The sequence below is a fragment of the Streptococcus sp. GMD1S genome, assembly GCF_000296875.1.
GTDB lineage: Bacteria > Bacillota > Bacilli > Lactobacillales > Streptococcaceae > Streptococcus.
In genome coordinates, this window is sequence record NZ_AJQY01000008.1 from 20,312 (window position 1) to 43,432 (window position 23,121).

The window sequence follows — 23,121 nt, forward strand, 5'->3', positions numbered from 1 at the left end:
TTCTATAATTGATTTGCAATTCCTTGTAAATGCGCTGCTCTGATGATAAGAAGCAACCCAAGTACTGCACACACAATAAAAACGAGCCAAACACCTACAGCACCTGTTGCAGCGCTGATAGAAATCATCGCCCCCGCTAAAATAGACGCTAAAGGCTGCGCCATATTAAGGAAACCTGAGTAGGTTCCGAGCTTATTCTCATTCATCATTTCCGCCCGCAAAACTTGGCTTGGCGGCATGCAGATGAGTTCCCCCATAGTATAGAGAATGGCTAGCAAAAACAGAGCCCAGAAACTCCTGAAGACAATGGTGAAAAGCATACCCAAGTCAAAGATAATACTTCCCAATAAAAACTGCGGTATGAGCTTCATTTCCTTGGTCAAACGATTGGCAGTCGTTATGAAGCAAACAATAATCAGGGTATTGATAAAGACCATGATACTGAGCATCTTAGCTCCTGAAATATGAATACCGAAAATACTACTCGCGATGAATGACTCTTTCAAATGAACGGGTATATAATTGTCAATTTGCAACCAGATAACTCCATTAAATACAGTCCCTAACGTATAAAGTAGGAAAATTTTGTCCTGAAAAACAGAAACATAATTTTTCACAGTTGCCAAAGGACTGCTACCATGCTCAAAGACCAGATTAGCTGGCTTGCTTTCTGAAAAATATTTCCAAGCGAGGAAAAAATTCAAGAAGCTAATCACCGTCAAAACCAGAAGCAACTCAAAAAAATGGTGGTCGTAAAAGAAACCTGCAAGCCCTGCTCCTAACATAACGGATACATTGACAAACCAATAACTAATCGTATAAACGAAACGGCGATTTTGCTCGTCGGTCAAATCAATAATCATCGCATCAATAGCCGGCCAAGAGAAAGTTCCTGCGGTCTCTGCCAGCAACATTCCGACAAAAGTCAAAAAGGGAAAAATATGATTAGGCATATTTGCCAGCAGCACAAGAAAGTAGCCACTCGCAAGACCAAAGTTTCCCCAGTCAATGACTTTCTTACGTCCCCAAAGATCCGCCAAATGTCCACCATACAGCCCAGCTAAAAAACCAATGAGTTTGGTTGTGATCATCAATAACCCCGCCCAAAAGGCTCCAAAATATTGAACATAGTACATGGCCATAAAAGGAGTAATGGCACTCTCTAAAATCCGTGCTACAAAGCTCATCCATTCCCGCATTTGAATTTGCTTGGGGAGGGCAAAAAATTCTTTCATCTTTCATTCCTTTTTCATAATTTCTTCGCTTTTTCTTACCTAGTATATCATATTTTTTTGCTGAAAACTGCAAACACAAGTGCAACCTCTGGTTGACAAATAGTACAGGAGATTGTATTCTCATAATAAGTAAAAATTGTTAGGATAGAAGTAGAAAAAGGAGGATAGAATGATGAAACTCGCAGAAAAACTATTTGAACTCCGAAAGGAAAAAGGTTGGTCCCAAGAAAAGCTAGCAGAACAAATCAATGTTTCTCGGCAAAGCATCTCCAAATGGGAGTCTGGACAAGTCCTTCCTGAAATCGAAAAAATCATTGAAATAAGCAAGATTTTTCAAGTGACAACTGACTATCTACTACTGGATGAAAGCATTGAAAAAGTTTCCACAGCAGTGATTTTGGAGGAAGACAAAGACAACTACTATAAAAAGGTTAAATCCTTTGGTCTTTGGCAGGTGATTTATATTTTTGTATTGGCTCTGGCTATCTATCTCTTTTTAGCCGGTTCTAGTTTTCCAGCTGAATTCACCGCTTGGATCTGGCTAACCTTCGTTCTCTTAATCGCTTCTGCTGTCGCTATCAATAAGGTTCTCAAAACCAAACAACGTTATCTTGATAAGGTCATTGGTCTTGAGACTCCTTCAGACAACGACGATTCTACAAAGCCTGGAATCACCTAATTCAGTTTTCACAACATTTTTATAGAACTGGTCTTGTCAAGCAAGTGTAAATATCGTGTCAAGTTGCCCATGTCCAATCAAGTTCCCACCTTAGAAAAACTAAAAAGCCTTGTTCAAAAGGAACAAAGGCTTTTTGTGTTCTTAATATTTCCCCAACTCACGAAGACTCGTATGATTTTCCTGAATGCGTCGGAACATTTTTTCCATATCTGACTTGGTAAAATGCACCAAAACGGGACGTCCGTGTGGACAGTTGTAGGGGTTATCACATTGAGAAAGCTGATAAAGGAGCTGTCTGGCTGAATGGTCATCGATACGGTGATTGGCCTTGATCGACCGCTTGCAGGACATCATGATAGCCAGCTCTGCTCGGTATTTCTTGATCGAAACTTCTTTAGTTAAGAGGAGCATATCGCACATCTCATAGATACCAGATTCGATTTCCTCTTCGGCCATCCAAATAGGATGTTCACGCAGGATAAATTGATTTTCTCCATACTCTGCTAGAAAAACACCTACTTCCTCTAGGAGAGGCATTCTTTCTCTAAGACGAAGGGCATCATCCGCAGGAAATTCAAAGATGTAGGGCACTAAGAGTTGCTGCTGACTCTGGTCAACATTGCCGATGCTTTCACGGTATTCCTCGTACTTAACCCGCTCCTGAGCTGCATGCTGGTCAATGATATAGAGTCCATCTCGCCCCTGGGCAAAGAGATAAGTCCCGTGCATCTGTCCGAAAAATTCCAATTCTGGAAAGCTTGATGATTCTTCTCGCTCCAGCTTATCATAGGCTTTATCGAGACTAGCAAGGTCCAACTCTGGATGGTCTAGTTGGTCATAGCTAGCTGGCTTTCTCTCTGCAAAATGCAGTTTTGCAGGCTTGGTCAACTGGTCCAAGGTTTCCTTGGCAAACAGGGTTAAATCCTGTCTTTCTTCAGTCAAGCCTACTTGATGGTCTGAAACCTCAACTTGAGTCGGTCTTGTTACTTCTGTTTGTTCATAGTAAAGCGTATTTTCTTTGAGTGGGAGAATGGTCTGCTCTACCTTTTGACGATTACGAACGGTCGACTTGGCAAGATTTTCTAAAGCATCAGGTATCAAGGCTTGTTCCTTGAGACTATTTGAAATAGCCTCTGAAAGCAGCGCCATCAGTTCTCTTTCCTTAGAAATCCGCACTTCTTGCTTGGTCGGATGCACATTGACATCTGCCAAATAAGGATCAATATGGATGTGAATGACAGCCAGTGGAAAACGCCCTACCATGAGCTTGCTTCCATAACCGTCAAGAATAGCACGGTTGAGTAGAAAGTTCTTGATATAACGGCCATTGATGAAGAGGCTGATATAGTTGCGATTTGCTCGGGTTAACTCAGGCAGAGACACAAAACCTGTAATTTCGAAATCTAAGTCAGAGTTCTCAATTTCAATCATCTTCTTAGCACTCACCAAACCGTAAATCCCTGCGATGGCTTGACGCAGTTGACCAGTCCCTGCTGTCCGCGTCATTTCCTTGCCATCACTGATTAAACTAAAAGAAATCTCGGGATGAGCCAATCCCAGACGGTTGACAATATCAATGATATGAGACAGCTCAGCTTGCTGGCTCTTCATATACTTGAGGCGGGCAGGTGTGTTGAAAAAGAGGTCCTCCGCACAAACCTTGGTCCCCACAGGACTAGTCGCTGGAATGACTTCCTCAACTTCACCCCCACGCGCAACGAGCTTAGTCCCATGACTCGCACCATCCACCGCTGTCAACAGAGTCAGCACACTGACAGAAGCGATAGAAGGCAGGGCTTCACCACGAAAACCGAGTGTCCGAATCCGAAAGAGGTCTGCTTGATTTTTTATCTTACTGGTCGCATGTCGACGCAGGGCCAACTCCACCTCATCGTGGGCAATTCCATGACCATTATCTGTGATTTGAATCTTCTTAAGACCAGCTTCCTCAATCTCAATGATAATCTGACTTGAGCCCGCGTCAATGGCATTTTCTACCAACTCTTTGACCACACTGGCAGGACGTTCAATAACCTCTCCTGCTGCGATCTGGTTTGCCAGCACCTCTGGCAATTCAATAATTTGAGACATCTTTCAGCCCCTTTCTGTATCTATTTTCCTAGAAATTGATTAGTGCTATTATACCATATTTCAGATACTATCAGAAAAAGCAAATACCACATAGACTCCAAATCTGTCCACATAGGCAAAAGCTCTTGCTAGGGGTCGTAAAATAGTGTTTAATAAAGGTGTACAGGAAGTGATCACAACCTTGTATAACTGAAAAGGAGGGAAATTTATGAAAGTAGAACTACAGATTAAGGAGACTTACGAGGAGGAAAAGCTGATTATCCAAGCACCTCAGCCGACCGAAAAAGTCCAAAAAGTCATCGAGTTCGCAGAAAATCTTGACCAAAAAGAAACAATCAAAGGAAAGATTGATGATCAGGTCTATCTAGTTAAGATTGGTAAGATACAACGCTTCTATATCGAGAATCGGAAGGTTCTAGCAGAAACTGCATCTCAGACCTATACCATTGATTTTCGGCTCTATCAAGTGCTTGACATTCTGCCGACCACTTTTATCCAAATTTCCCAATCTGAAATCGTTAATATTGACGCTATCTCTCATCTCAAACTAACCCCCAACGGCCTGGTCGAAATCTTTCTCAAAAACGAAAGCTTCACCTACTCTTCACGCCGTTACCTAAAAACCATCAAGGAGAAATTAGAACTATGAAAAAACAAATCTTTCACGATGCAGCCGCTGGTGTACTTATCGGCCTCATCCTCTCTATCCTCTTTTCACTCATTTATGCACCAAATACCTATGCCCCACTAAGCCCCGAGTCTCTTATCGGCCAAGCGATGGCTCAACATCAGGTTCACGGTGCTCTAGTCTTGCTCTACTGTATGGTCATCTGGTCAGCTATCGGTGTTCTCTTTAGCTTTGGCAGTCGTTTATTCAGCCGTGACTGGAGCTTGCTCCGTGCCACACTTTCCCATTTCTTCCTCATGCTGGCTGGCTTTGTTCCACTAGCAACTCTGGCTGGTTGGTTCCCCTTCCACTGGACCTTCTATCTCCAGCTTATTCCAGAGTTTGCGATTGTCTACCTCATCATCTGGACTATTCTCTATAAAAGAGAAGCTAAAAAAGTAGACCACATCAATCAACTCTTGGCCCATAAAAAGTAATAGAGAAAATCCCACTCACAAAAATGTGAGTGGGATTTTTTTATAACTTTTGTTTGAGCTCGACCAAGACATTCATAGCCTGCATCGGTGTCATATTGTATACATCCAGTTTAGCTAATTCTGCTAGGATAGGATGCTCTGCAGGCGCGTCAAAGAGTGACATCTGTTCAGTAACAGCGCTTGTTTGTCTCATGGGAGCAGGACTTTCCGTCCCTTGATTCTCCAGTTGAGTCAATATCTTATCCGCCCTTGCTAAAAGTTCTGCTGGCAAGCCAGCAATCTTAGCAACGTGGATACCATAGGATTTGTCAGCTGGTCCTGGTTCGATCTTGTGAAGGAAGGTGACCTGTCCATCCTGTTCTAAGGTTGCCACGTGGACATTGACCAAGTGTTCCAAGCTGGACTCCAGACTGGTCAACTCATGGTAGTGGGTCGCAAAGAGAGTTTTGGCTCCGATATGTTCATGGATGTATTCGATGATGGATTGGGCCAGAGCCATTCCGTCATAAGTTGCAGTTCCGCGTCCCAATTCATCAAAGAGAATCAAGGAATCCTTGGTCGCATGCGAAATGGCATTGTTGGCCTCCATCATCTCCACCATAAAGGTTGATTGACCTGAAACCAAGTCATCTGCTGCTCCGATACGGGTAAAGATAGTATCGAAGATAGGCAAATGGGCGCTTTCTGCCGGCACATAAGAACCCAGCTGGGCCATAACCGCAGTCATGGCTAACTGGCGCATGTATGTTGATTTCCCACTCATGTTGGGCCCTGTAATTAGCTGAATACTCGTATCTTCTGCCATCTGGATACTATTTGGAATATAGGTCTGAGCTCCCATGACCTTTTCGACGACAGCATGGCGCCCTTTCTGGATATCAATTTGTGAATCGTCTCCAAACTCAGGTCGGATCAAATGCTGGGTTTCAGCCACAACTGCTAGACTTTGCAAGACATCAACCGTTGCAATTCCTTGGGCTAGAGCCTGCAAACGCTGGATGTACTTGCTGACTTCCTCACGGATACGCATAAAGATTTCATATTCTAGGTTGGCTGACTTCTCGCGCGCCTCCAGCATATCTCCCTCGATACGGGCTAATTCCTCGGTACCAAAGCGTTCCGAATTTTTCAACGTCGCCTTGCGGAAAAAGTGGGCTGGCACATTTCCCAGTTGCGAATTAGTCACATGGAAATAGTAGCCATCCTTTTTATTGTAGTCAATCTTAAGCGTGCTGATACCAGAGTTTTCTCGCTCCTTAGCCTCAATCTCAGCAATCCAACTGGTCCCTTCTCTGAGCACTCGACGGTATTTATCCAAGGTTTCATCAAATCCAGTCCGGATAATACCACCTTCCGTAATCACGTGAGGAGCTTCAGGAGCAATCGCAGCACTAATCAAGCTCTCCAACTCCGGAATGGCATCCAGCTGTGCGATGAGATAGGCTAGAGCAGGCTGCTCCATGCCTTCTAAAATCGCTCGAATCCGTGGCACACTAGATAAGGTAGTCGCCAGTTGCAAGAGATCCTTTGGATTGGTCTTGCCAAAAGAAACCCGACTAGCCAAACGTTCGATGTCATAAACACCCTTGAGACTGTCTGTCAAATCACTACGCTCAAAGAAGTGGTCAAGAAAGACCTGCACCACCTCTTGACGTTGGACGATTCGTTCCTTATCAATCAAGGGACGATGGATCCAAGAGCGCAAGAGCCGCATGCCCATAGCTGTTTTGGTTTCATCCAAAAGCCAGAAAAGACTCCCCTGCTTCTTGCCTGAACGGGCATTCTCAACCAAATCCAGACTAGCCTTGGTCGCATAATCCATCTGCAAGAAATCTTTAATTTCATAGTGGATAACTGGTTTGAGATGGTTCAATTCTCGCATCTGGGTACGGTGAACATACTGGAGGAGCTTACTAGCTGCCGCTTGCTCCACAGCTGCCAGTCGTGGATCCAGTAAATGAATATCCTCAAAGCCTTCCTTCTCATAAGAAAGCACCAGATTCATCTGACGGCTGAGGATTTGTTCTTCTTCCTCAGACAAGTCATAACCCAGCACCACTTCTCGAGCCTTGAGATTACGGATTTCCCCACAAACCAACGTGAAATCTAATAGACCTGTCACATAAAAGTCACCCGTCACCAAATCCATATAAGCCAGACCAAATTGATTGCCATCACAATCTAAGGAAACCAAGAAATTATTCTGACTATCCGGCTTACTGCTATCAACGACCGTTCCAGGTGTGATGACCTGGACCACCTCTCGCTTGACAACACCAACTGCTTGTTTGGGATCTTCCATCTGCTCGGCTATGGCTACCTTATAGCCCTGCTCAATCAGAACATCGATATACTGCTGGGCAGAATGATAGGGGACACCCGCCATGGGTATCGGATTTTCTGCATTTTTATTCCGACTTGTTAAGGAAATTTCTAAAATCTGCGCTGCATTAATTGCATCTTCATAGAACAACTCGTAAAAATCACCCATTCGAAAAAGCAAAAAAGCATCTGGGTATTGTTTCTTAATATCCACATACTGTTGCATGCCGGGTGATAGCTTTTCTGTTGCCATTTTCCGTCTCTCCTTGCTAAAAATAAGTCTTGAGAGCAACTCCCAAGACCTTATTTATCTTTCATCAAATCTAGCAAACGATCTTCCATCAGCTTGGCAACGTGCTGGTCTCGACAAATAACCAATAAGGTATTAGCACCAGCAACCGTTCCTAAAATCCATTCATCCTTGTTTGCATCTACAATGTTTGCTAAGACTGCAGCTTCCCCAAGTTTGGTATGAAGTACCAAGGTGAACTCTGCTCTTGCAACACCTTCTAAATGATGAGACAAAAACTCAACTAAATCAATCTTATCTGTCTCATTTGCTAGTACATAATACACCATATCATTTTTCTTAACCTTGGTCAAGCCGATTTCACGCAAATCACGTGACAAAGTCGTTTGTGTCACATAAACATTACGAGCTTCTAAACGATCTTGAATCTCTTTTTGTGTCCCAAGTTTTTCTTCGGTGATCATCTTTTTAATCAACTGATGCCGTTCTCTTTTTCTCATATTATCCTCTTAAGTGAATATTTATAACAAGTTTTACATTTATTTTATAACTACATTATACCAAAAAAACTAGATAATTCAAAAAAATTCTTTTCTTTCTCAAAAAATGTAGTAAATTGTGTTAAAATAGTAAAAAAGCCCAAAAGGAGCCCTTATGAATACAAAAGAATTGATTGCTAGCGAGTTGGCTAGCGTCATTGATAGCCTGGACCAAGAGGCTATTTTAAATTTACTGGAAACACCTAAAAACTCAGAAATGGGAGATATCGCCTTCCCTGCCTTTTCTCTAGCAAAGGTCGAGCGTAAAGCTCCTCAAATGATTGCAGCAGATATTGCTGAAAAAATCAATAGTCAAGCCTTTGAAAAGGTTGTTGCTACTGGACCTTACGTCAACTTTTTCCTTGATAAATCGGCTATTTCGGCTCAGGTATTACAGGATGTTATCACTGAAAAAGAGCACTATGCTGACCAAACCATTGGCAAGCAAGAAAATATCGTTATCGATATGTCTAGTCCCAATATCGCAAAACCATTCTCTATTGGGCACTTGCGTTCAACAGTTATCGGAGATAGCTTATCACATATTTTTCAAAAAATCGGTTATCAAACGGTCAAGGTCAACCACCTAGGAGACTGGGGCAAACAGTTTGGAATGTTGATCGTTGCCTACAAGAAATGGGGAAATGAGGAAGCCGTTAAAGCGCATCCAATCGATGAACTTCTTAAACTCTACGTTCGCATCAATGCTGAAGCTGAAAAAGACCCTAGCTTGGATGAAGAAGCACGCGAATGGTTCCGCAAACTGGAAAATGGAGATGAGGAAGCCCTCGCTCTCTGGCAATGGTTCCGTGATGAAAGTTTAGTGGAATTCAACCGCCTTTACAATGAATTACAAGTTGAATTTGACAGCTACAACGGAGAAGCCTTCTACAACGATAAGATGGATGCTGTTGTAGATATTCTCGCTGAAAAAGGACTTCTTGTTGAGTCAGAGGGAGCCCAAGTTGTCAATCTTGAGAAATATGGAATTGAACACCCAGCCCTTATCAAAAAATCTGATGGTGCAACTCTCTATATCACACGAGACTTGGCTGCAGCCCTTTACCGTAAAAAGGAATACCAATTTGCAAAATCCATCTATGTTGTTGGTCAAGAGCAATCTGCCCACTTCAAACAACTCAAGGCAGTACTACAAGAGATGGGCTACGATTGGAGCCAAGACATTGTCCATGTTCCGTTTGGATTGGTAACAAAAGAAGGGAAAAAACTCTCTACCCGTAAAGGAAATGTCATCTTGCTAGAACCGACTATCGCTGAGGCTGTTAGTCGTGCCAAAGCCCAAATCGAAGCGAAAAATCCTGAGTTAGAAAATAAAGACCAGGCTGCCCACGCTGTTGGAGTTGGGGCTATCAAGTTCTATGATCTTAAGACCGACCGTACAAATGGATATGACTTCGACCTTGAAGCTATGGTATCCTTTGAAGGGGAAACTGGACCTTACGTTCAATACGCCTACGCTCGTATCCAATCTATCTTGCGCAAAGCCGATTTCAAGCCAGATACAGTTGGCAACTACAGCCTGAATGATGCTGAAAGCTGGGAAATCATAAAACTACTCCAAGACTTTCCACGTATTATCAATCGTGCAGCAGATAACTTTGAACCTTCTATCATTGCGAAATTTGCGATTAGTCTGGCTCAAGCCTTTAACAAATATTATGCACATACACGTATCCTAGATGAAAGTCCTGAGCGCGACAGTCGTCTAGCACTCAGCTACGCAACCGCAGTGGTCCTCAAAGAAGCCCTTCGTTTGCTCGGAGTAGAAGCGCCAGAGAAGATGTAAATCGCCAAAGTTACTTGATTGCAAAGCAATCTAAGTAACTAACGCCAAATCCTATTCGGACTTTGGCTAGGCGCTTCACTAGTAAAGAAACATAAATATTGTCGATTTATGTTTCTTTACGTCGTAACCAGTACGAGTTGCCCAAACGCTTTACTAATTCACCAGACCAAATAATATCGATTTGGTTAGGCTCATGTCGTAATCTTTTAAATTACTTGAAAGCAATCTGAAAGATTGAGGCAAAATAACATTTATATTGTGTTCGGCATTGTAGCATTTCAATGAAACAATTTATTCACTTTTACTATTTCTTTATCACACTGGGAGATTCCTTATGAGCCAATATGCTTATATCCTCGTTGTACTTAGCTTGGTTTTCCTTTTTCTGCTCAATAAGTACGAGAAGGAAAGACTTCAAAGACTCTACCAAGAGCAACTTTTGAAGGACGAGACATTTAGGTCTGACATCAAAGAGAAAATTCACACGACTGAAAATATCAATGATGTCATTGCACATATCAATAAAACTTACCGTCTGGGAATGTTGCTCTCAAAAGACGTCACAGATCAATTGAAATAATCAAAATCCGAGAAGCTTTCTTCTCGGATTTTTTAGGCTTACCATATTCTCCTTGGAGAAATTTCATTAATGCATGTAAAGTTTTCTGTAATTTTCTATATTTTTTCAAAATGGTCTTGCATTTCCTTTAAGATTTTTGTAGAATAGTAGCTATCTATTCAGATTATTCTGAAAATTCAAAAATAGGAGTGTTTATTATGTCACAAGTTACGTTATCAAACCAGTCAACCTGGGCAAGCAAACTAAAGGCAATGGGGCCAGGAATCCTAATGGCTTCTGCTGCCGTTGGAGGTTCTCACATTGTATCCTCTACTCAAGCTGGTGGTTCTTATGGGTGGTCACTACTCCTCTTGGTTATCTTGGCCAATGTTTTTAAATATCCATTTTTCCGTTTTGGTGCCGAATATACTGCCGACACTGGTAAAACCTTGGTAGAAGGCTATGCTGAAAAAGGAAAAATCTATCTCTGGATTTTCTTTGTCCTCAATGTCTTCTCTGCTATGGTTAATACAGCTGGAGTCGCTATCCTTTGCTCAGCCATCATCGCTAGCGCCTTCCCAATGATTGGACTTAGCATCACTCAGTGGTCCCTTATCCTTGTTGCAGTCATTTGGGCCATGCTACTCTTTGGTGGCTACAAACTATTAGATGGTATGGCAAAATGGATCATGTCTGCTTTGACCATTGCAACTGTTCTTGCAGTTATCATTGCAGCAATTAAACATCCAGAATACAGCTCTGATTTTGTCGAAAAGACACCTTGGCAAATGGCGGCACTCCCTTTTATCGTTTCCCTCTTAGGATGGATGCCTGCCCCTATTGAAATTTCAGCCGTCAATTCACTCTGGTCTGCTGAAAAGAAAAAGACCGTCAACTTTAATACAGCGGACGCCCTTTTCGACTTTAACGTTGGTTACATTGGAACTGCTATCCTAGCTGTATTCTTCGTGGCACTAGGAGCACTGATTCAGTATCCTACAGGACAAGCAGTTGAAGCAGCTTCAGCCAAGTACATTTCTCAATTTGTGGGTATGTATGCCTCTGTTCTTGGAGAATGGTCCCGTTATTTGATCACCTTTATCGCCTTTCTCTGTATCTTTGGAACGGTCATCACCGTTATCGATGGCTACTCTCGTGTCAATCAGGAATCGCTGCGACTCTTGATTCGTCAAAAAGAGGATTCTCGCAAATCTTTGAACATCTGGATGACCATTACCGCTATCATTGGTATCGTAATTATTAAATTCTTTGCTGGTCAAGTTTCCACCATGCTTCGCTTTGCCATGATCGGTTCTTTCCTGACAACACCATTCTTCGCTCTTTTGAACTATGTATTGGTGACACGTGAGAATAAAAATCTTCCTTCTTGGCTAAAACTCCTCGCTATCGCAGGATTGATTTTCCTCTTTGGCTTCGCTATCTTCTTTATCTATGCACTTGCCATCGGAAAAGCAGGATAGTTTATAAAATGGCACCCTGACAGGGTGCTTTTTGCATACTCAAAAGCAGTTGAAAATCTCAACTGCCCCTCAGTACTACTTTATTTTTCTGTCTCTAACTCATACAAGTCTGCAATGATTGCTGCGACTTTTTTAATATCTCCCAGCATGCCTCTCATTTCAAAATCTGCTAGAACGGGGAAACCAAAACGCTGGCTGTACTGCTTGGCTGTTAGGCAGTATTGATTGTTAAAATTGCGATTACCAGATCCCACTACCCCAAAACACTTACTAGCATTGTCTCCATAAGCGATAAAGTCGCCCACTGGAGTCGTTAGAATCTCAACATCGCCGTTATCGACACCATTTCCACCTTCCAGATAGGTCGGCAAGAAAGCGACATAGGGATGTTCCATTTCAAAGAATTCTTGGCCTTCCTTGACCAAATCCTTGATATGGATTTTTTGGACCTCAATTCCCTCATACTGAGACAAGAGATAGTCCTTGAGTCGGGTTACAAAACTCTCTGTATTCCCACTCAGACTGATATACACTAGGGATATTTTTTTCATGTTGACCTCGATTTTTTGTTTACGATTTAAAAAGAACTAACAAGATTGTAACTTGATAGTCCTTTTTTGTCAATACTTAGGCAACTTCTTCTGCTTCGACTTCTTCGGCCAAATCTTTTTGTTGGCGCCACATCTTGTAAAAGACTAAGGCTAAAAAGAGAACATTGATAATGATGAACAAAATATTCGTTCCTTGTGCAAATGCTCCCATTCCTAGGCCGAGGGTAGAATCTTTGATTAATTGAACCGCATCTTGAACATTCATATAGCTATAAACCAAACCAACAATCGCTAGTAGAACATAGCCAATATAAGCATAGTTTGCGAATTGCACATTTTTACGTACTAGAAATACAAAGGCTACTACAACTAAAATTGCAGATAAAACAATCAACAACGTATTAAAAATAGAGTGCGATGACGCTGTTACTTGGTAAGTATAGTTGACTGTGTCTTCTAATTGCTGAGCAGTAAGCGTCCCGCTATTCGCCAGGCTAGCACGAAGCACATCTTTACTTGGCAATGGACTCAAGATTCCAAATAATGACATAGATGAAATGAGGGCTGATAAGACTAACAAAACCCAAAGATAAATAGGATTCTTTTTCATGTTTTCCTCCAAAAGATATTTTGAACATTATAGCATTTTTTGTACAGGAATACAACTTTTACAAGCTAGTTTCAACTTGTTTCCGATAAGCTTTCGGTGATTTTCCGCACAATTTACGGAAAACCTTATAGAAATATCCAACATTACTATAGCCAACTGCATAGCAAATATCTTCGATGCTATCACTGGTCGACAGTAAGAGTTGCTGCGCTGCCTTAATTCTCTGTTTATTGAGCAATTCCGCAAAGGTTGAGTTGGTTTCCCTCTTGATCAGCTGACCGAGATAGACAGGATTGATAAAGAGATCCTTGCTAATATCCTTAAGTGAGAGCTCTTTCTGATAATCACGCCCAATCACCTCCAGAACGCTCACCACATTTTCATTCATGCGATACTGGCCAAAGAACTTGGTCAAGGTTTCTTTGATATAGGCAACCAATTCTTCAAAGGTGTTAATGGCATGGATAGCTTTGACAATCTCGGTCATATCATCTGCTTTTAGGTGTTCAAACAAATGAAAGACATCCATGACAAACTGGGTAAAGAGCTGCTTCGTGATAGCCACGCGCGGGGTATTCTCCAAGACGACCTTCTCTAGCAAGGTTAATTCTTCGATGATTTGATTGATATTCCCTTGGATAATCACCCGATAAATCGGCTCGTAATAGGCAAACAAACTCTCGGATTTTTCTAGATTAACTGAACCGTAGAAGAGGGCTTTTTCAGCGTTGATCTTCCAATTCTCAAAGGACTGCTGGTAGGGTGCTTCAAATGGTGTCACGACGATGCCATCGAGCGGTTGATCAGAGATGAAAATCTGCCAGTCTTGCCCCAAAACATAGTAAGGAATGGTAAAAGAACCCTGCTTTTCCTTGGATAGACCAATCCACCAGCTGTCTTTACCTGACAGGTAGTTCGTAAATCCTGTCTCATCCAATTCTTGACTGAGGGTCTGACTTTGTTCCACCTTTTCCTGAAGCTGCTGCGCAATTTTTTCTAATAAATTGCCCAACTCCACCTTGTCTACTGGCTTGACCAGATAATCCACGACACTAAGGTTCATGGCTTTTTTAACGTACTCAAACTCCTGATAACCAGACAGCAAGATATAATAGGTATCTGGAAGTAGCTCTTTCATTTCCCTAATCATCTCAAGTCCGGTCTTATCTGGCATGTTGACATCGGAAATGACCACATCTACTGGATTTTTCTTAACATAGTCCAAAGCATCATCTGCGTGATTAGCTGTTGCGACGACTTGCATATCCCATTTTTCAAAGGGGATTAATCGCTTGAGCCCCTCTGTCACCATGTACTCATCGTCTACTAATAAAACTTTATACATTTCTACCCTTTCTATTCATCCTGGATAGTGATATGGTAACGAACACCTTCTTGCTCAGCTGACTCTACACTGATTTGGTAGCGATCCCCAAAGTAGAGAACAAAGCGTTCGTGTACATTTACTATTCCAATTGATTGCCGCTCCCCACTATAGCTTGCCTCGTGTTCAAAACTTCGTTGAGCTAATTTTTCTTGCAAGCTAGCTAGTTTCTCAGCGGGCATTCCTCGACCATTGTCTTCCACTAGGATTTCAACGAAGCCTTGGCCCTTCAAGGCTTTGATACTGATGACATTATCCGTTCTGCGATGGTCAACACCATGGGCAAAGTAGTTTTCTACCAATGGTTGGAGTGTAAATTTTGGAATCCTCATTTCTTCCAATTCTGGTGCAATCTTGAAACCATAGGCAATGGATTTAGGATAACGCACCATGCAGAGATAGCTATATTTTCGGCAAAATTCCAACTCCTGCTTCAAGGTCGTTTCCCGCTCGTCAGAGATATTGTTGCGTAACAAGCTACTAAATTCATAGATAATATCTGCCAGTTCATCCTGACTTTGCATGACGGCATACATCCGTAAAAACTCCAGAGTATTGTACATAAAGTGAGGATTGATTTGAGCCTGCAGGGCTCGCATATTGGCATCTTTTTGACTGAGCTCTAGCTGATAGATATCATGGATATTTTTTTCCAGGCGGTCCAACATATCATTGGTTGTTTCTGCAATGAGAAGCAACTCTTGGTCTTTTTCAGAGGTATCGATTCGAAGGCCTTCTTCTCCTTGAGCAATCACCTCGATCGAATCTACTAGGTCTACGACCTGCTTTTGGTAATTTGAGAAAGTCTGTCTAAGGGTCACGTACAAAATGATGATAAAGAGAATACTTAGCCCAATAGTGACAGCTGAACTCGTCAAAGTTCCTGTAAGAACAAAATTTTTAGGAACAGCAACTCGAACCTGATAACCATGAGAGGTGACACCCACAAACCAGTTTTCTCGCTCGGCTGAGACCTTCTCCCCAATATGGAACATCTCAGTCTCAAAAGGCGAAGTTACTGTTACAGCCATTGGGATATGACCCCGAGTATTGTCAATAGCTCCATGTAAAACATCTGGGGATAGAGAGATATAGATCACTCCTAAATCCTTGTCAGACACAGGATCAGAAACAGGAATAGCAAAACTATTGGCTGTTGGCTTAAAATCCTCCGCAGGAACTTTCTCTCCACTGCGTTTTTCTCTAGTCGAAACATATACTTCCTTGTAGTCCTGAAGAACAATAGCCACTCCAGTCACAAAATCATTCCGAACATAGAGGTCATCAATATTTTCATACAGGGAAACCGAGATATAAGGCGAAGTTTTACGCTCTAATTGCCAATAGAAATAGTCTGGTGTGCTGAGACTGAAATACTTGTAAATCCCTTCGATGCGGGCCTGATTTTCAACCAAAGACTGAGCAAGTTGGGTTGACTCTCTGTGATAGTATTCCACTTCACTCACTGTCCGAGTGGTCACACGTTCTGCAACCCGTTGGGCCTCTTTCTCACGCGAGTCCCAGTCAGCATACGATAGCATAATCGCAAAACTGGCAATGACCACGATCATAACCAAACTATAAATCCGTAAAAGAGAGTGAAGCCAAAACTGCTTCATTCTATTTTGTCGCCAATTTTTCATGGATACTTTCATAAATAGGTTCCAACATATCACTGATAAAGAAATGCCACATTCCAATTCCTACAAAAAAGAGCAAGGCAGGCATATAATAACCAACTCCTACAAGGAGAGTCGTCCCGAGTAAAACCTTGGCAATCGCAGGTAAGCTCATAAAAATCCCGATAAGGGACAGTTTCAAGGTATTTTGGTAGGATAAATCAAAGTACACCTGAAGTTTCAAGGAAACAGTGTAGGCTAGAAAGACAAGAGCAACTACAAGGACGTTGAGAAAGGTCGCCAAAAGGTGGAAAATCGTCTGGTGGGGCAATTGAACTAGAAGATACAAACCATAAACTAGGACAAGATCCACAAACACAAAACTATAGAAAGCCAAATTACTCTTGACAAAATTGCTCTTATACAATTCCCAAGCTTCCTTCAAATGGTAGGCTCGATAGGTATAACCATGCTCCGCATACAAACTCATCAGGGTGGCACTAGCTGGTGCCAAACCAAAGACCACTCCTCCTGCTAGTGTTAATAGCCAGAAATAAGCCGTCGCAATCATTCCCAAAAAGATACGATTAAAGACGAATTCTAGAAACTTTCCCATGCTACTCTCCTTAAACTAACGATGTAACTATTATATCATATTTCAAGCGTTTTCAAAAATTTAGAACTCCCATTTACAATCCTCAAAAAGCGTGATACAATTGGTTTTGTTAATTCACATCAAGGAGATTCTCATGAAGAAAAATATCTTAACCACCCTCTTGGCCGCCGTCCTCTACTTTCTCTGTGTAGGGATTGGAGTCTTCCTAGGACACCTGGTCGATCAAACAGGCAATATGTTCTACGCGCCGGCCTTTTCTGCCCTTGTCGGTGGCAGTGTCTACATGCTTCTTTTGACGAAGGTCCCTCGTTTTGGCGCTATCACCACTCTGGGACTTTTTATGGCACTTTTCTTCCTAGCTAGCAAGCATGGCGCTGGTGCCTTTCTCCCAGGACTCGCCTGTGGTCTTGCAGCAGATGCCATCGCTCGTCTCGGCAACTACAGAGACCGAATCAAAAACACCCTCTCCTTCCTCGTCTTTGCTTTTAGCACAAGTGGTCCTATCTTTCTCATGTGGATCCGTCCCAAAGCTTACGTGGCCACTTTACTTGCGCGTGGGAAATCCCAAGAATACATTGACCGTATCATGGTCGCTCCAGAGTTGGACAAAATCCTTCTCTTTGTTTCAAGCATCCTCCTAGGTGCCTTGATTGGGGCTGTGGTTGGGCAATTTCTAAGTCAAAAAATAGCTGATAAACTATAAGGTAAAAGCCCTGAAGACTAGCAATGCCTAGCTCCAGGGCCTTTTTGTATACAATCTTAAAATTCACTATAGATAAATTCTTGAATATTCGAAAAATCGGTCACAAAACAGTAGATCACGATGCTCAAGATGACCGTATAGAAAAATAGTGTCCACAAGATTAAACGATGTGTGTTAGTTAGCTTGGTTTGCAAATTTGTAAAGTTCTTTTTCAACTTCCATCCATCCTTTCACTCCAACGTGCATCACGTCAAATAAAAAGTAATCATCATACTCTCTGTTTCCATAGTTTAATACGGTTGCACCATGGCTTTTTGCGACATCTTCTATTTTTTTATAAGTTTTTTCTCGCATCTCTCTTGAGACACCAGTGTAGTCATTCCATTTCCCGTTTACTGGGAAAATAATAACCTCAACTTCAATGCCCAATTCTTTAGCAACTGTCAAGAAGAGTTCCATATCTGAATATTCTGGTGACTCTAGGTAGCTCAAATCTTTATTGGAATCTTTCAGCGATGCATAGCGATCTTTTAAGTAAGTATTGTAGTAGTTATTATCAACAGCATAGTCATTATTGTCTGTTTTCTTTTTGACCTCTTCCACAAACTGATCCGTCATCTTTTCCCAATCATAGTCTGGGGTTTTGTCTCCTAGTGAAGGATAATCTGATTTAGCATGTTTTTGATAAAAAGTCTGTTTAAGCTTAAAGGAATACATCGCGTTATCTAACTCTAATAGTTTTTTATCAACAATAGTTCCTTTTCCATCTATGAAATAACTTTTGTATTTTTTGTAGATGTCATTTTGTTGCTTATTTCCTTTGGTAATCTCGATAATGCGATTGATTATTTTTTCTTTCGTTTCTTTACTAATCTTATCATTATCTAGCATGTGAAAAATATGTTCCTGAGAAGCCTTGTTCAAAAAGGCATCTTGATGGGTCCCATCTTTTTCAAACCACTGAACCGACTCTACTATAGCTACTTTTCGCTTACTCATTGATCCTTCAATAGAGCCCAAGGTCGTAGCCTGAATGATGTTTTGAGAATAACTGGTCCCAATCTGCATGATATTAAAATCGTTGTAGTTAAAAATTTTATTTGGATGATAGTCTTCATTTATCGTTGCGACCAACTCTGAGGAACCCATTAGAACCAGTGTATTGGGGGTGATATTGCTTGTTAGAATATCTCTACTTTTATACTTTTCATACGAGGTGCTATAACGAATACTGTTATCCTTGACTTTATAATAATCATCAATCTTCTTGACATACGTCACATTTAAAAGGGCAAGCGTCGCAATTACGAGCACAAGCGATAGTAAAAATGCTTTTAATTTAATCATCTCGTTTTATCCTATCCCTTCGATCTAGCCTATTTCTTTTCAATCTCTTATCTCTTTAAAATCGTCAGTAAGATTTTATAGGGTTCACCTGAAAAGATAAAGAAACCAATCATAACCAAATTCATGGTCACAAACCAACTTAGTAGCTTATACCAGTTTTTGTTTTTATTTTTCTTATAAAAATTGCTTTTCTTTTGATACACTTCAAATCCAGCCATCAAGACACCATGGTAAAAACCATAGACAATGTAGCTAACACTGAGACCATGCCAAAAACCCATGACCAACATATTGATCATATAGGCATAGGTTGCATTGTGTAGTCTATTTTTAAACCATTTTTTCCTGATAACCTGCATCAATACTCTTGAAAATACAAAATCTCTCAACCAGGTCGACAAGGTGATATGCCATCTAGTCCAAAAATCCTTGATATCGACACTCAAGAAAGGTTTGTTAAAGTTCATCGGTGTCTGAATACCTAGAATATTACTACTTCCAACGGCCATTAGACTATAGCCTGCAAAGTCAAAGAACAGATACAAGGTATAGAGGTACATATACTTGATTGAGTAAACGACTGTGCCAGTATTATTTAGAGCGAGTAACATCTGATAAACATAGGTTGATAAAACAATCTTGTAAAGGAGTCCTAGAACGATACGATACACACCGTCCCCTGCTAATTCTAGATACTCTTTTCGGGGCATGACCTCGTTTATCTCTTTTAAAAATCTCCTACTCCGATCAATTGGACCAGCACTAACTGTTGGGAAAAAGAGCAAAAACTGTAGATAATCTTTTACACTGATTTTTTCTTTGATTAAGCCATCCGATATCTCTAGCATGATCTGAATGGTCTTAAAGGACATGTAAGAAATTCCAATAAAGGCCAACAAATGCAGAGAAGTCAGAGCAAAGACTTTATTGATCACCAAAGGAAGGATGGAAAGGAAAACCAGTGGTTTCAGCCACTTTGCCTCTATCCGCTGTGCTAGAAAAACCAGAAAATACTGGTAAACGATAAAGGCGAGCAAATAGACAATCATCGCTCGACTCTTACCATAGATAGCTCCTGCAAATAAGAGGGAGAGGGCCAAAATATAGTAGTCCTTACGTTTTTCAAAAAAGTTTACCACAAAACCAATCAGTAAAACTACAAACAAGAGAAGGAAAAACTCATTCCCCTCGAAATAATTCATACCAGCCAAACTCCTTTACATTATCATCCCTTCTACAGCAAAGTTTCTGACTTGCTAATTGGGGACCTTTGTTTATTATAGCATATTTCTAAAAAGAAGCTTTATCCTTCTTGCATTTCGGTTAGAAAACAAAAAGGAGTCCCGTTGAACTCCTTCCATTATTTATGACTTAATTTCTTGGTCAAGAAATCTCCCAAGAACTGGATTGTAAAGATAATCAAGATGATAATAATGGTCGCCAAGATAGTCACATCGTGATTGTAACGATTAAATCCATAGGCAATGGCTACGTTACCAATACCACCAGCTCCAACCGCACCGGCCATAGCTGTTTCCCCAACAAGGGAAATCAAGGTCACAGTCGTCACACGAATCAAATCTGGAAGACCTTCTGATAGGTAAACACCCACGATGTCCCAGAAGGTCGCTCCGCTCGCTTGAGCCGCCTCAATGACACCACTATCTAACTCAGCCAAGACAACCTGCACCTGACGGGCAAAGAAGGCAAAGACCGCAAAAGAAAGTGGGACAAGGGCTGCATTTGGCCCGATACTTGTTTTGACAATCAAGTGAGACAGTGGCGACATGATTGCCAAGAGGATGATAAATGGTACCGCACGGAAAATAGAGGTAATCTTGTCTAAAATCCAGAAGATAACCTTATTTTCCAAGACACCGCCTGGCGCTGTCAAGACGAGGAAGAGACCTGCCACCAGCCCCAAGAACCCTCCGATGATGAAGGAAAGAACTGTCATATAAAGAGTTAGGTAGATGGCTGTTCCCCAGCCTGCCTGACCAGCCCAGCCCATCTTATAGACATTTGGTAGATAAGTTTGAATCAACTCTGTCATTTTACTGTCCTCCCTTCAATACTTTTAACTGGACGCCAGCCTGACGGATGGCATCTTGGGCACCTGCTAGTGCTGCTTTTTCACCTGACAAGACCACCACCAATTCTCCGACAGGAGTGCCATCGAGAATTTCGATATTTCCATAGAGGATATTGGCCGTTACTTGGTAATGTTTGTACAATTCATTCAAAAGTGGTTCATCTGTCGAAGCCCCTGCATACTTGAGCTGCACTAAGATACTGTTCTCAGATAAATGTTCTACGATTTCTTGCTTCTCAATCTTGACCATGGCTTCATCAATACCTGTAGCTGTTGAGATAAAGTCCTGTGTCAAAGGTTGTTTAGGGTCTGAGAAGATTTCAAGGACACTGCCTTCTTCAATCAAACGGCCATCCTGCATGACCGCCACACGGTTGGCAATGTCTTTGACAATCTGCATTTCATGCGTAATCAAGACAACCGTCAAACCTAATTTCTGGTTCAAATCTTGCAACAAGGCCAAAATCTGCTTAGTTGTCTTAGGGTCGAGGGCAGACGTTGACTCGTCTGAAATCAAAATTTTCGGATCATTTGCCAAGGCACGCGCAATGGCTACACGCTGTTTTTGCCCTCCTGATAGTTGTGAAGGGTAGTTTTCAGCACGATCCGCCAAGCCAACCAAGTCCAACAACTTAGCTACTTTTGCTTTCTTTTCTTCCTTGCTGAGTCCAGAATGTTTGAGGGCAAAGGCCACATTTTCCTCTGCTGTCTTTTGACTCATTAGGTTGAAATGCTGGAAAATCATCCCGATATCTTGACGTTTGCGACGCAACTGCTCTGCCGTCAAGGTTACCTTGCCATCAAAAATGACGTCGTTATCAATGGTAATTTTCCCAGCAGATGGTTTTTGCAAGAGGTTAATCACCCGTACAAGGGTTGATTTCCCTGCTCCAGAATATCCAACGATTCCGTAGATATCCCCTTCTTGGATGTGAATAGTCACATCCTTGACCGCTGTGATGGTTCTTTTCTTTTGGTGAAAAGTCACATCGATCTGATCTAACTTGATAATATCTCTACTCATAGCTTCTAATCAGCTCCTCTACTAATTCAATATGGGTGTAGTAATCGGCGATTCGCACATTTTCATCTCCACCGTGATCTCGGCTATTGGCATTTCCTAGACCGAAGGCCACCATTGGTACCTCTAGGGCATCAAAGACCGTATGCATAGGTCCTGTTCCCGCTGTGGTCGGCAAGACTGATACGCCTTGTGGATAGAATTTCTTGGCCAACTCGATTACGTTGAGAATGGCTGGCGCGCTCATATCGCTTCGATAGCTCATCTCTCCCAAGGTATAGTATAATTCTACCTTATCAAAGCCATTTTTGTCTAGCTGTTTCCGAATTTTTTCCAGAACATCATGCGGTTCTAGACCAGGAACCAAACGAACTTCTAGCTTAGCACTGGCTTCTGCTGGCAAAATCGTTTTAACCCCTTGCCCTTGATAACCTGACTGAATCCCTTCGATATTAAGGGCTGGCTCGAAAAAGAAACGTTTTAGGAAGGCTACACGTTCCTCTTGTAAGAGAGGCAATTCCAAGCCATAAATGCGACTGATTTCCTCAGGATTGCGTTGGGCGTAGGTATCCACCAAGGCTAGTTCTCGTTCATTTGGCTCTTGAACATCCTCGTACAAGCCTTCTACTAAGATACGCCCATCTGCTGCACGTAGGCTACTTAAAGCCTGGATAAGATACCATGGAGCTGATTCCACGACACCACCATAACTCGAGTGGATATCCACATCCGCACTTTTTACCTTGGCATCAAAGGTCACAATGCCCTTGTTTCCTCCAGAGATTTCCAGCTGTTCCAAGGCGTTCTTGGTCCCTTGTTCCCAGACTAGTAAATCCGCCCCACGAAGTTTGTCTGCATGTTTCTCTAAATACTTGTCTAAATCCATAGAAGCAGACTCCTCTGCCCCTTCCATGATAAAGCTGATATTGACTGGCAGATCATCGTGGTGCTGCATATACTTTCTCAGAGCACTCAAACGAGCCGTGATATGGCCCTTGTCGTCGTCAACACCACGCCCATACATAAATCCATTGCGGACCGAAAGCGTAAAGGGATTCTCTGTCCACACCTGATCTCCGTCCGCTGGTACAGTGTCATAGTGGTTATAGAA

21 protein-coding genes are annotated in these 23,121 nt (G+C 41.9%); 7 read left to right on the forward strand and 14 right to left on the reverse strand.

The genetic code is table 11. From position 1 onward, the window contains the following. Positions 1–2: 2 nt before the first annotated feature. Positions 3–1,235 carry an MFS transporter gene (locus tag GMD1S_RS02265; RefSeq protein ID WP_000657470.1) on the reverse strand — a complete coding sequence of 411 codons (1,233 nt, stop codon included), beginning with the start codon at positions 1,233–1,235 and terminating at the stop codon, positions 3–5. Between the two features lie 172 nt (positions 1,236–1,407). Between GMD1S_RS02265 and GMD1S_RS02270 the strand changes: the two genes are divergently transcribed. Beyond that, entirely contained in the window at positions 1,408–1,914 is a 507-nt protein-coding gene (locus GMD1S_RS02270; protein ID WP_008277272.1) for a helix-turn-helix domain-containing protein, read from the forward strand. Between the two features lie 141 nt (positions 1,915–2,055). On the opposite strand, the gene mutL is transcribed toward GMD1S_RS02270, so the two are convergent. Further along, entirely contained in the window at positions 2,056–4,005 is a 1,950-nt protein-coding gene (gene mutL, locus GMD1S_RS02275) for a DNA mismatch repair endonuclease MutL (RefSeq protein ID WP_000078275.1), read from the reverse strand. A gap of 208 nt (positions 4,006–4,213) precedes the next feature. Here mutL and GMD1S_RS02280 point away from each other — a divergent pair, with 208 nt between their 5' ends. Continuing rightward, positions 4,214–4,654, forward strand: a complete 441-nt coding sequence (locus tag GMD1S_RS02280; RefSeq protein WP_000861939.1) for a LytTR family DNA-binding domain-containing protein — start codon at positions 4,214–4,216, stop codon at positions 4,652–4,654. Further along, positions 4,651–5,109, forward strand: coding sequence for a DUF3021 domain-containing protein (locus tag GMD1S_RS02285; protein WP_000743970.1), 459 nt, complete (start codon positions 4,651–4,653; stop codon positions 5,107–5,109). Before GMD1S_RS02280 ends, GMD1S_RS02285 begins: the two co-directional genes overlap by 4 nt. 40 nt (positions 5,110–5,149) lie before the next feature. Here GMD1S_RS02285 and mutS read toward each other — a convergent pair whose 3' ends face one another. Both mutS and argR read right to left on the reverse strand, forming a co-directional pair. After that, positions 5,150–7,684, reverse strand: coding sequence for a DNA mismatch repair protein MutS (gene mutS / locus GMD1S_RS02290; protein WP_000179928.1), 2,535 nt, complete (start codon positions 7,682–7,684; stop codon positions 5,150–5,152). A 50-nt stretch (positions 7,685–7,734) separates the two neighbouring features. After that, a complete protein-coding gene (argR, locus tag GMD1S_RS02295; protein ID WP_001231483.1) occupies positions 7,735–8,181 on the reverse strand; it encodes an arginine repressor in 447 nt (148 codons plus the stop codon). 154 nt (positions 8,182–8,335) lie between these two features. Between argR and argS the strand changes: the two genes are divergently transcribed. The 3 genes from argS (at position 8,336) to GMD1S_RS02310 (ending at position 12,067) form a co-directional block, all read left to right on the forward strand. Then, entirely contained in the window at positions 8,336–10,027 is a 1,692-nt protein-coding gene (gene argS, locus GMD1S_RS02300; protein ID WP_001092718.1) for an arginine--tRNA ligase, read from the forward strand. Positions 10,028–10,361: 334 nt separating this feature from the next. Next, entirely contained in the window at positions 10,362–10,607 is a 246-nt protein-coding gene (locus GMD1S_RS02305) for a hypothetical protein (protein WP_000084866.1), read from the forward strand. A 197-nt stretch (positions 10,608–10,804) separates the two neighbouring features. Continuing rightward, the gene (locus GMD1S_RS02310) at positions 10,805–12,067 is read left to right on the forward strand and encodes an NRAMP family divalent metal transporter (RefSeq protein WP_000084703.1); all 1,263 of its coding nucleotides are present in this window, start codon (positions 10,805–10,807) and stop codon (positions 12,065–12,067) included. Between the two features lie 80 nt (positions 12,068–12,147). Here the strand turns inward: GMD1S_RS02310 and nrdI are convergent, their stop codons facing one another. From nrdI to GMD1S_RS02335, 5 genes are all read right to left on the reverse strand, one after another. Next, entirely contained in the window at positions 12,148–12,618 is a 471-nt protein-coding gene (gene nrdI, locus GMD1S_RS02315; protein WP_000724244.1) for a class Ib ribonucleoside-diphosphate reductase assembly flavoprotein NrdI, read from the reverse strand. A gap of 76 nt (positions 12,619–12,694) precedes the next feature. Continuing rightward, the gene (locus GMD1S_RS02320; protein WP_000740038.1) at positions 12,695–13,228 is read right to left on the reverse strand and encodes an ABC transporter permease; all 534 of its coding nucleotides are present in this window, start codon (positions 13,226–13,228) and stop codon (positions 12,695–12,697) included. 58 nt (positions 13,229–13,286) lie between these two features. Continuing rightward, positions 13,287–14,573 carry a response regulator transcription factor gene (locus GMD1S_RS02325; RefSeq protein ID WP_000278921.1) on the reverse strand — a complete coding sequence of 429 codons (1,287 nt, stop codon included), beginning with the start codon at positions 14,571–14,573 and terminating at the stop codon, positions 13,287–13,289. A gap of 11 nt (positions 14,574–14,584) precedes the next feature. After that, a complete protein-coding gene (locus GMD1S_RS02330) occupies positions 14,585–16,255 on the reverse strand; it encodes a sensor histidine kinase (RefSeq protein WP_000800572.1) in 1,671 nt (556 codons plus the stop codon). Continuing rightward, positions 16,233–16,847, reverse strand: a complete 615-nt coding sequence (locus GMD1S_RS02335; RefSeq protein WP_000514461.1) for a YesL family protein — start codon at positions 16,845–16,847, stop codon at positions 16,233–16,235. The genes GMD1S_RS02330 and GMD1S_RS02335 overlap by 23 nt, the downstream gene beginning before the upstream one ends. A 133-nt stretch (positions 16,848–16,980) precedes the next feature. Here GMD1S_RS02335 and GMD1S_RS02340 point away from each other — a divergent pair, with 133 nt between their 5' ends. Continuing rightward, positions 16,981–17,550 carry an MptD family putative ECF transporter S component gene (locus tag GMD1S_RS02340; RefSeq protein WP_000739510.1) on the forward strand — a complete coding sequence of 190 codons (570 nt, stop codon included), beginning with the start codon at positions 16,981–16,983 and terminating at the stop codon, positions 17,548–17,550. Positions 17,551–17,724: 174 nt separating this feature from the next. Here the strand turns inward: GMD1S_RS02340 and dltD are convergent, their stop codons facing one another. From dltD to GMD1S_RS02365, 5 genes are all read right to left on the reverse strand, one after another. Further along, a complete protein-coding gene (gene dltD / locus GMD1S_RS02345; RefSeq protein WP_000593512.1) occupies positions 17,725–18,897 on the reverse strand; it encodes a D-alanyl-lipoteichoic acid biosynthesis protein DltD in 1,173 nt (390 codons plus the stop codon). Positions 18,898–18,944: 47 nt separating this feature from the next. Continuing rightward, on the reverse strand, positions 18,945–20,099 hold the full coding sequence (gene dltB / locus GMD1S_RS02350) for a D-alanyl-lipoteichoic acid biosynthesis protein DltB (protein ID WP_001105737.1): 1,155 nt from the start codon (positions 20,097–20,099) through the stop codon (positions 18,945–18,947). A gap of 158 nt (positions 20,100–20,257) precedes the next feature. Further along, positions 20,258–20,950, reverse strand: coding sequence for a methionine ABC transporter permease (locus tag GMD1S_RS02355; RefSeq protein ID WP_000137509.1), 693 nt, complete (start codon positions 20,948–20,950; stop codon positions 20,258–20,260). 1 nt (position 20,951) lies between these two features. Next, the gene (locus tag GMD1S_RS02360) at positions 20,952–22,013 is read right to left on the reverse strand and encodes a methionine ABC transporter ATP-binding protein (protein WP_000085691.1); all 1,062 of its coding nucleotides are present in this window, start codon (positions 22,011–22,013) and stop codon (positions 20,952–20,954) included. Then, the coding region (locus tag GMD1S_RS02365) for a M20/M25/M40 family metallo-hydrolase (RefSeq protein ID WP_000419691.1) at positions 22,006–23,121 on the reverse strand (1,116 nt) is incomplete at its 5' end. The genes GMD1S_RS02365 and GMD1S_RS02360, both read right to left, overlap by 8 nt.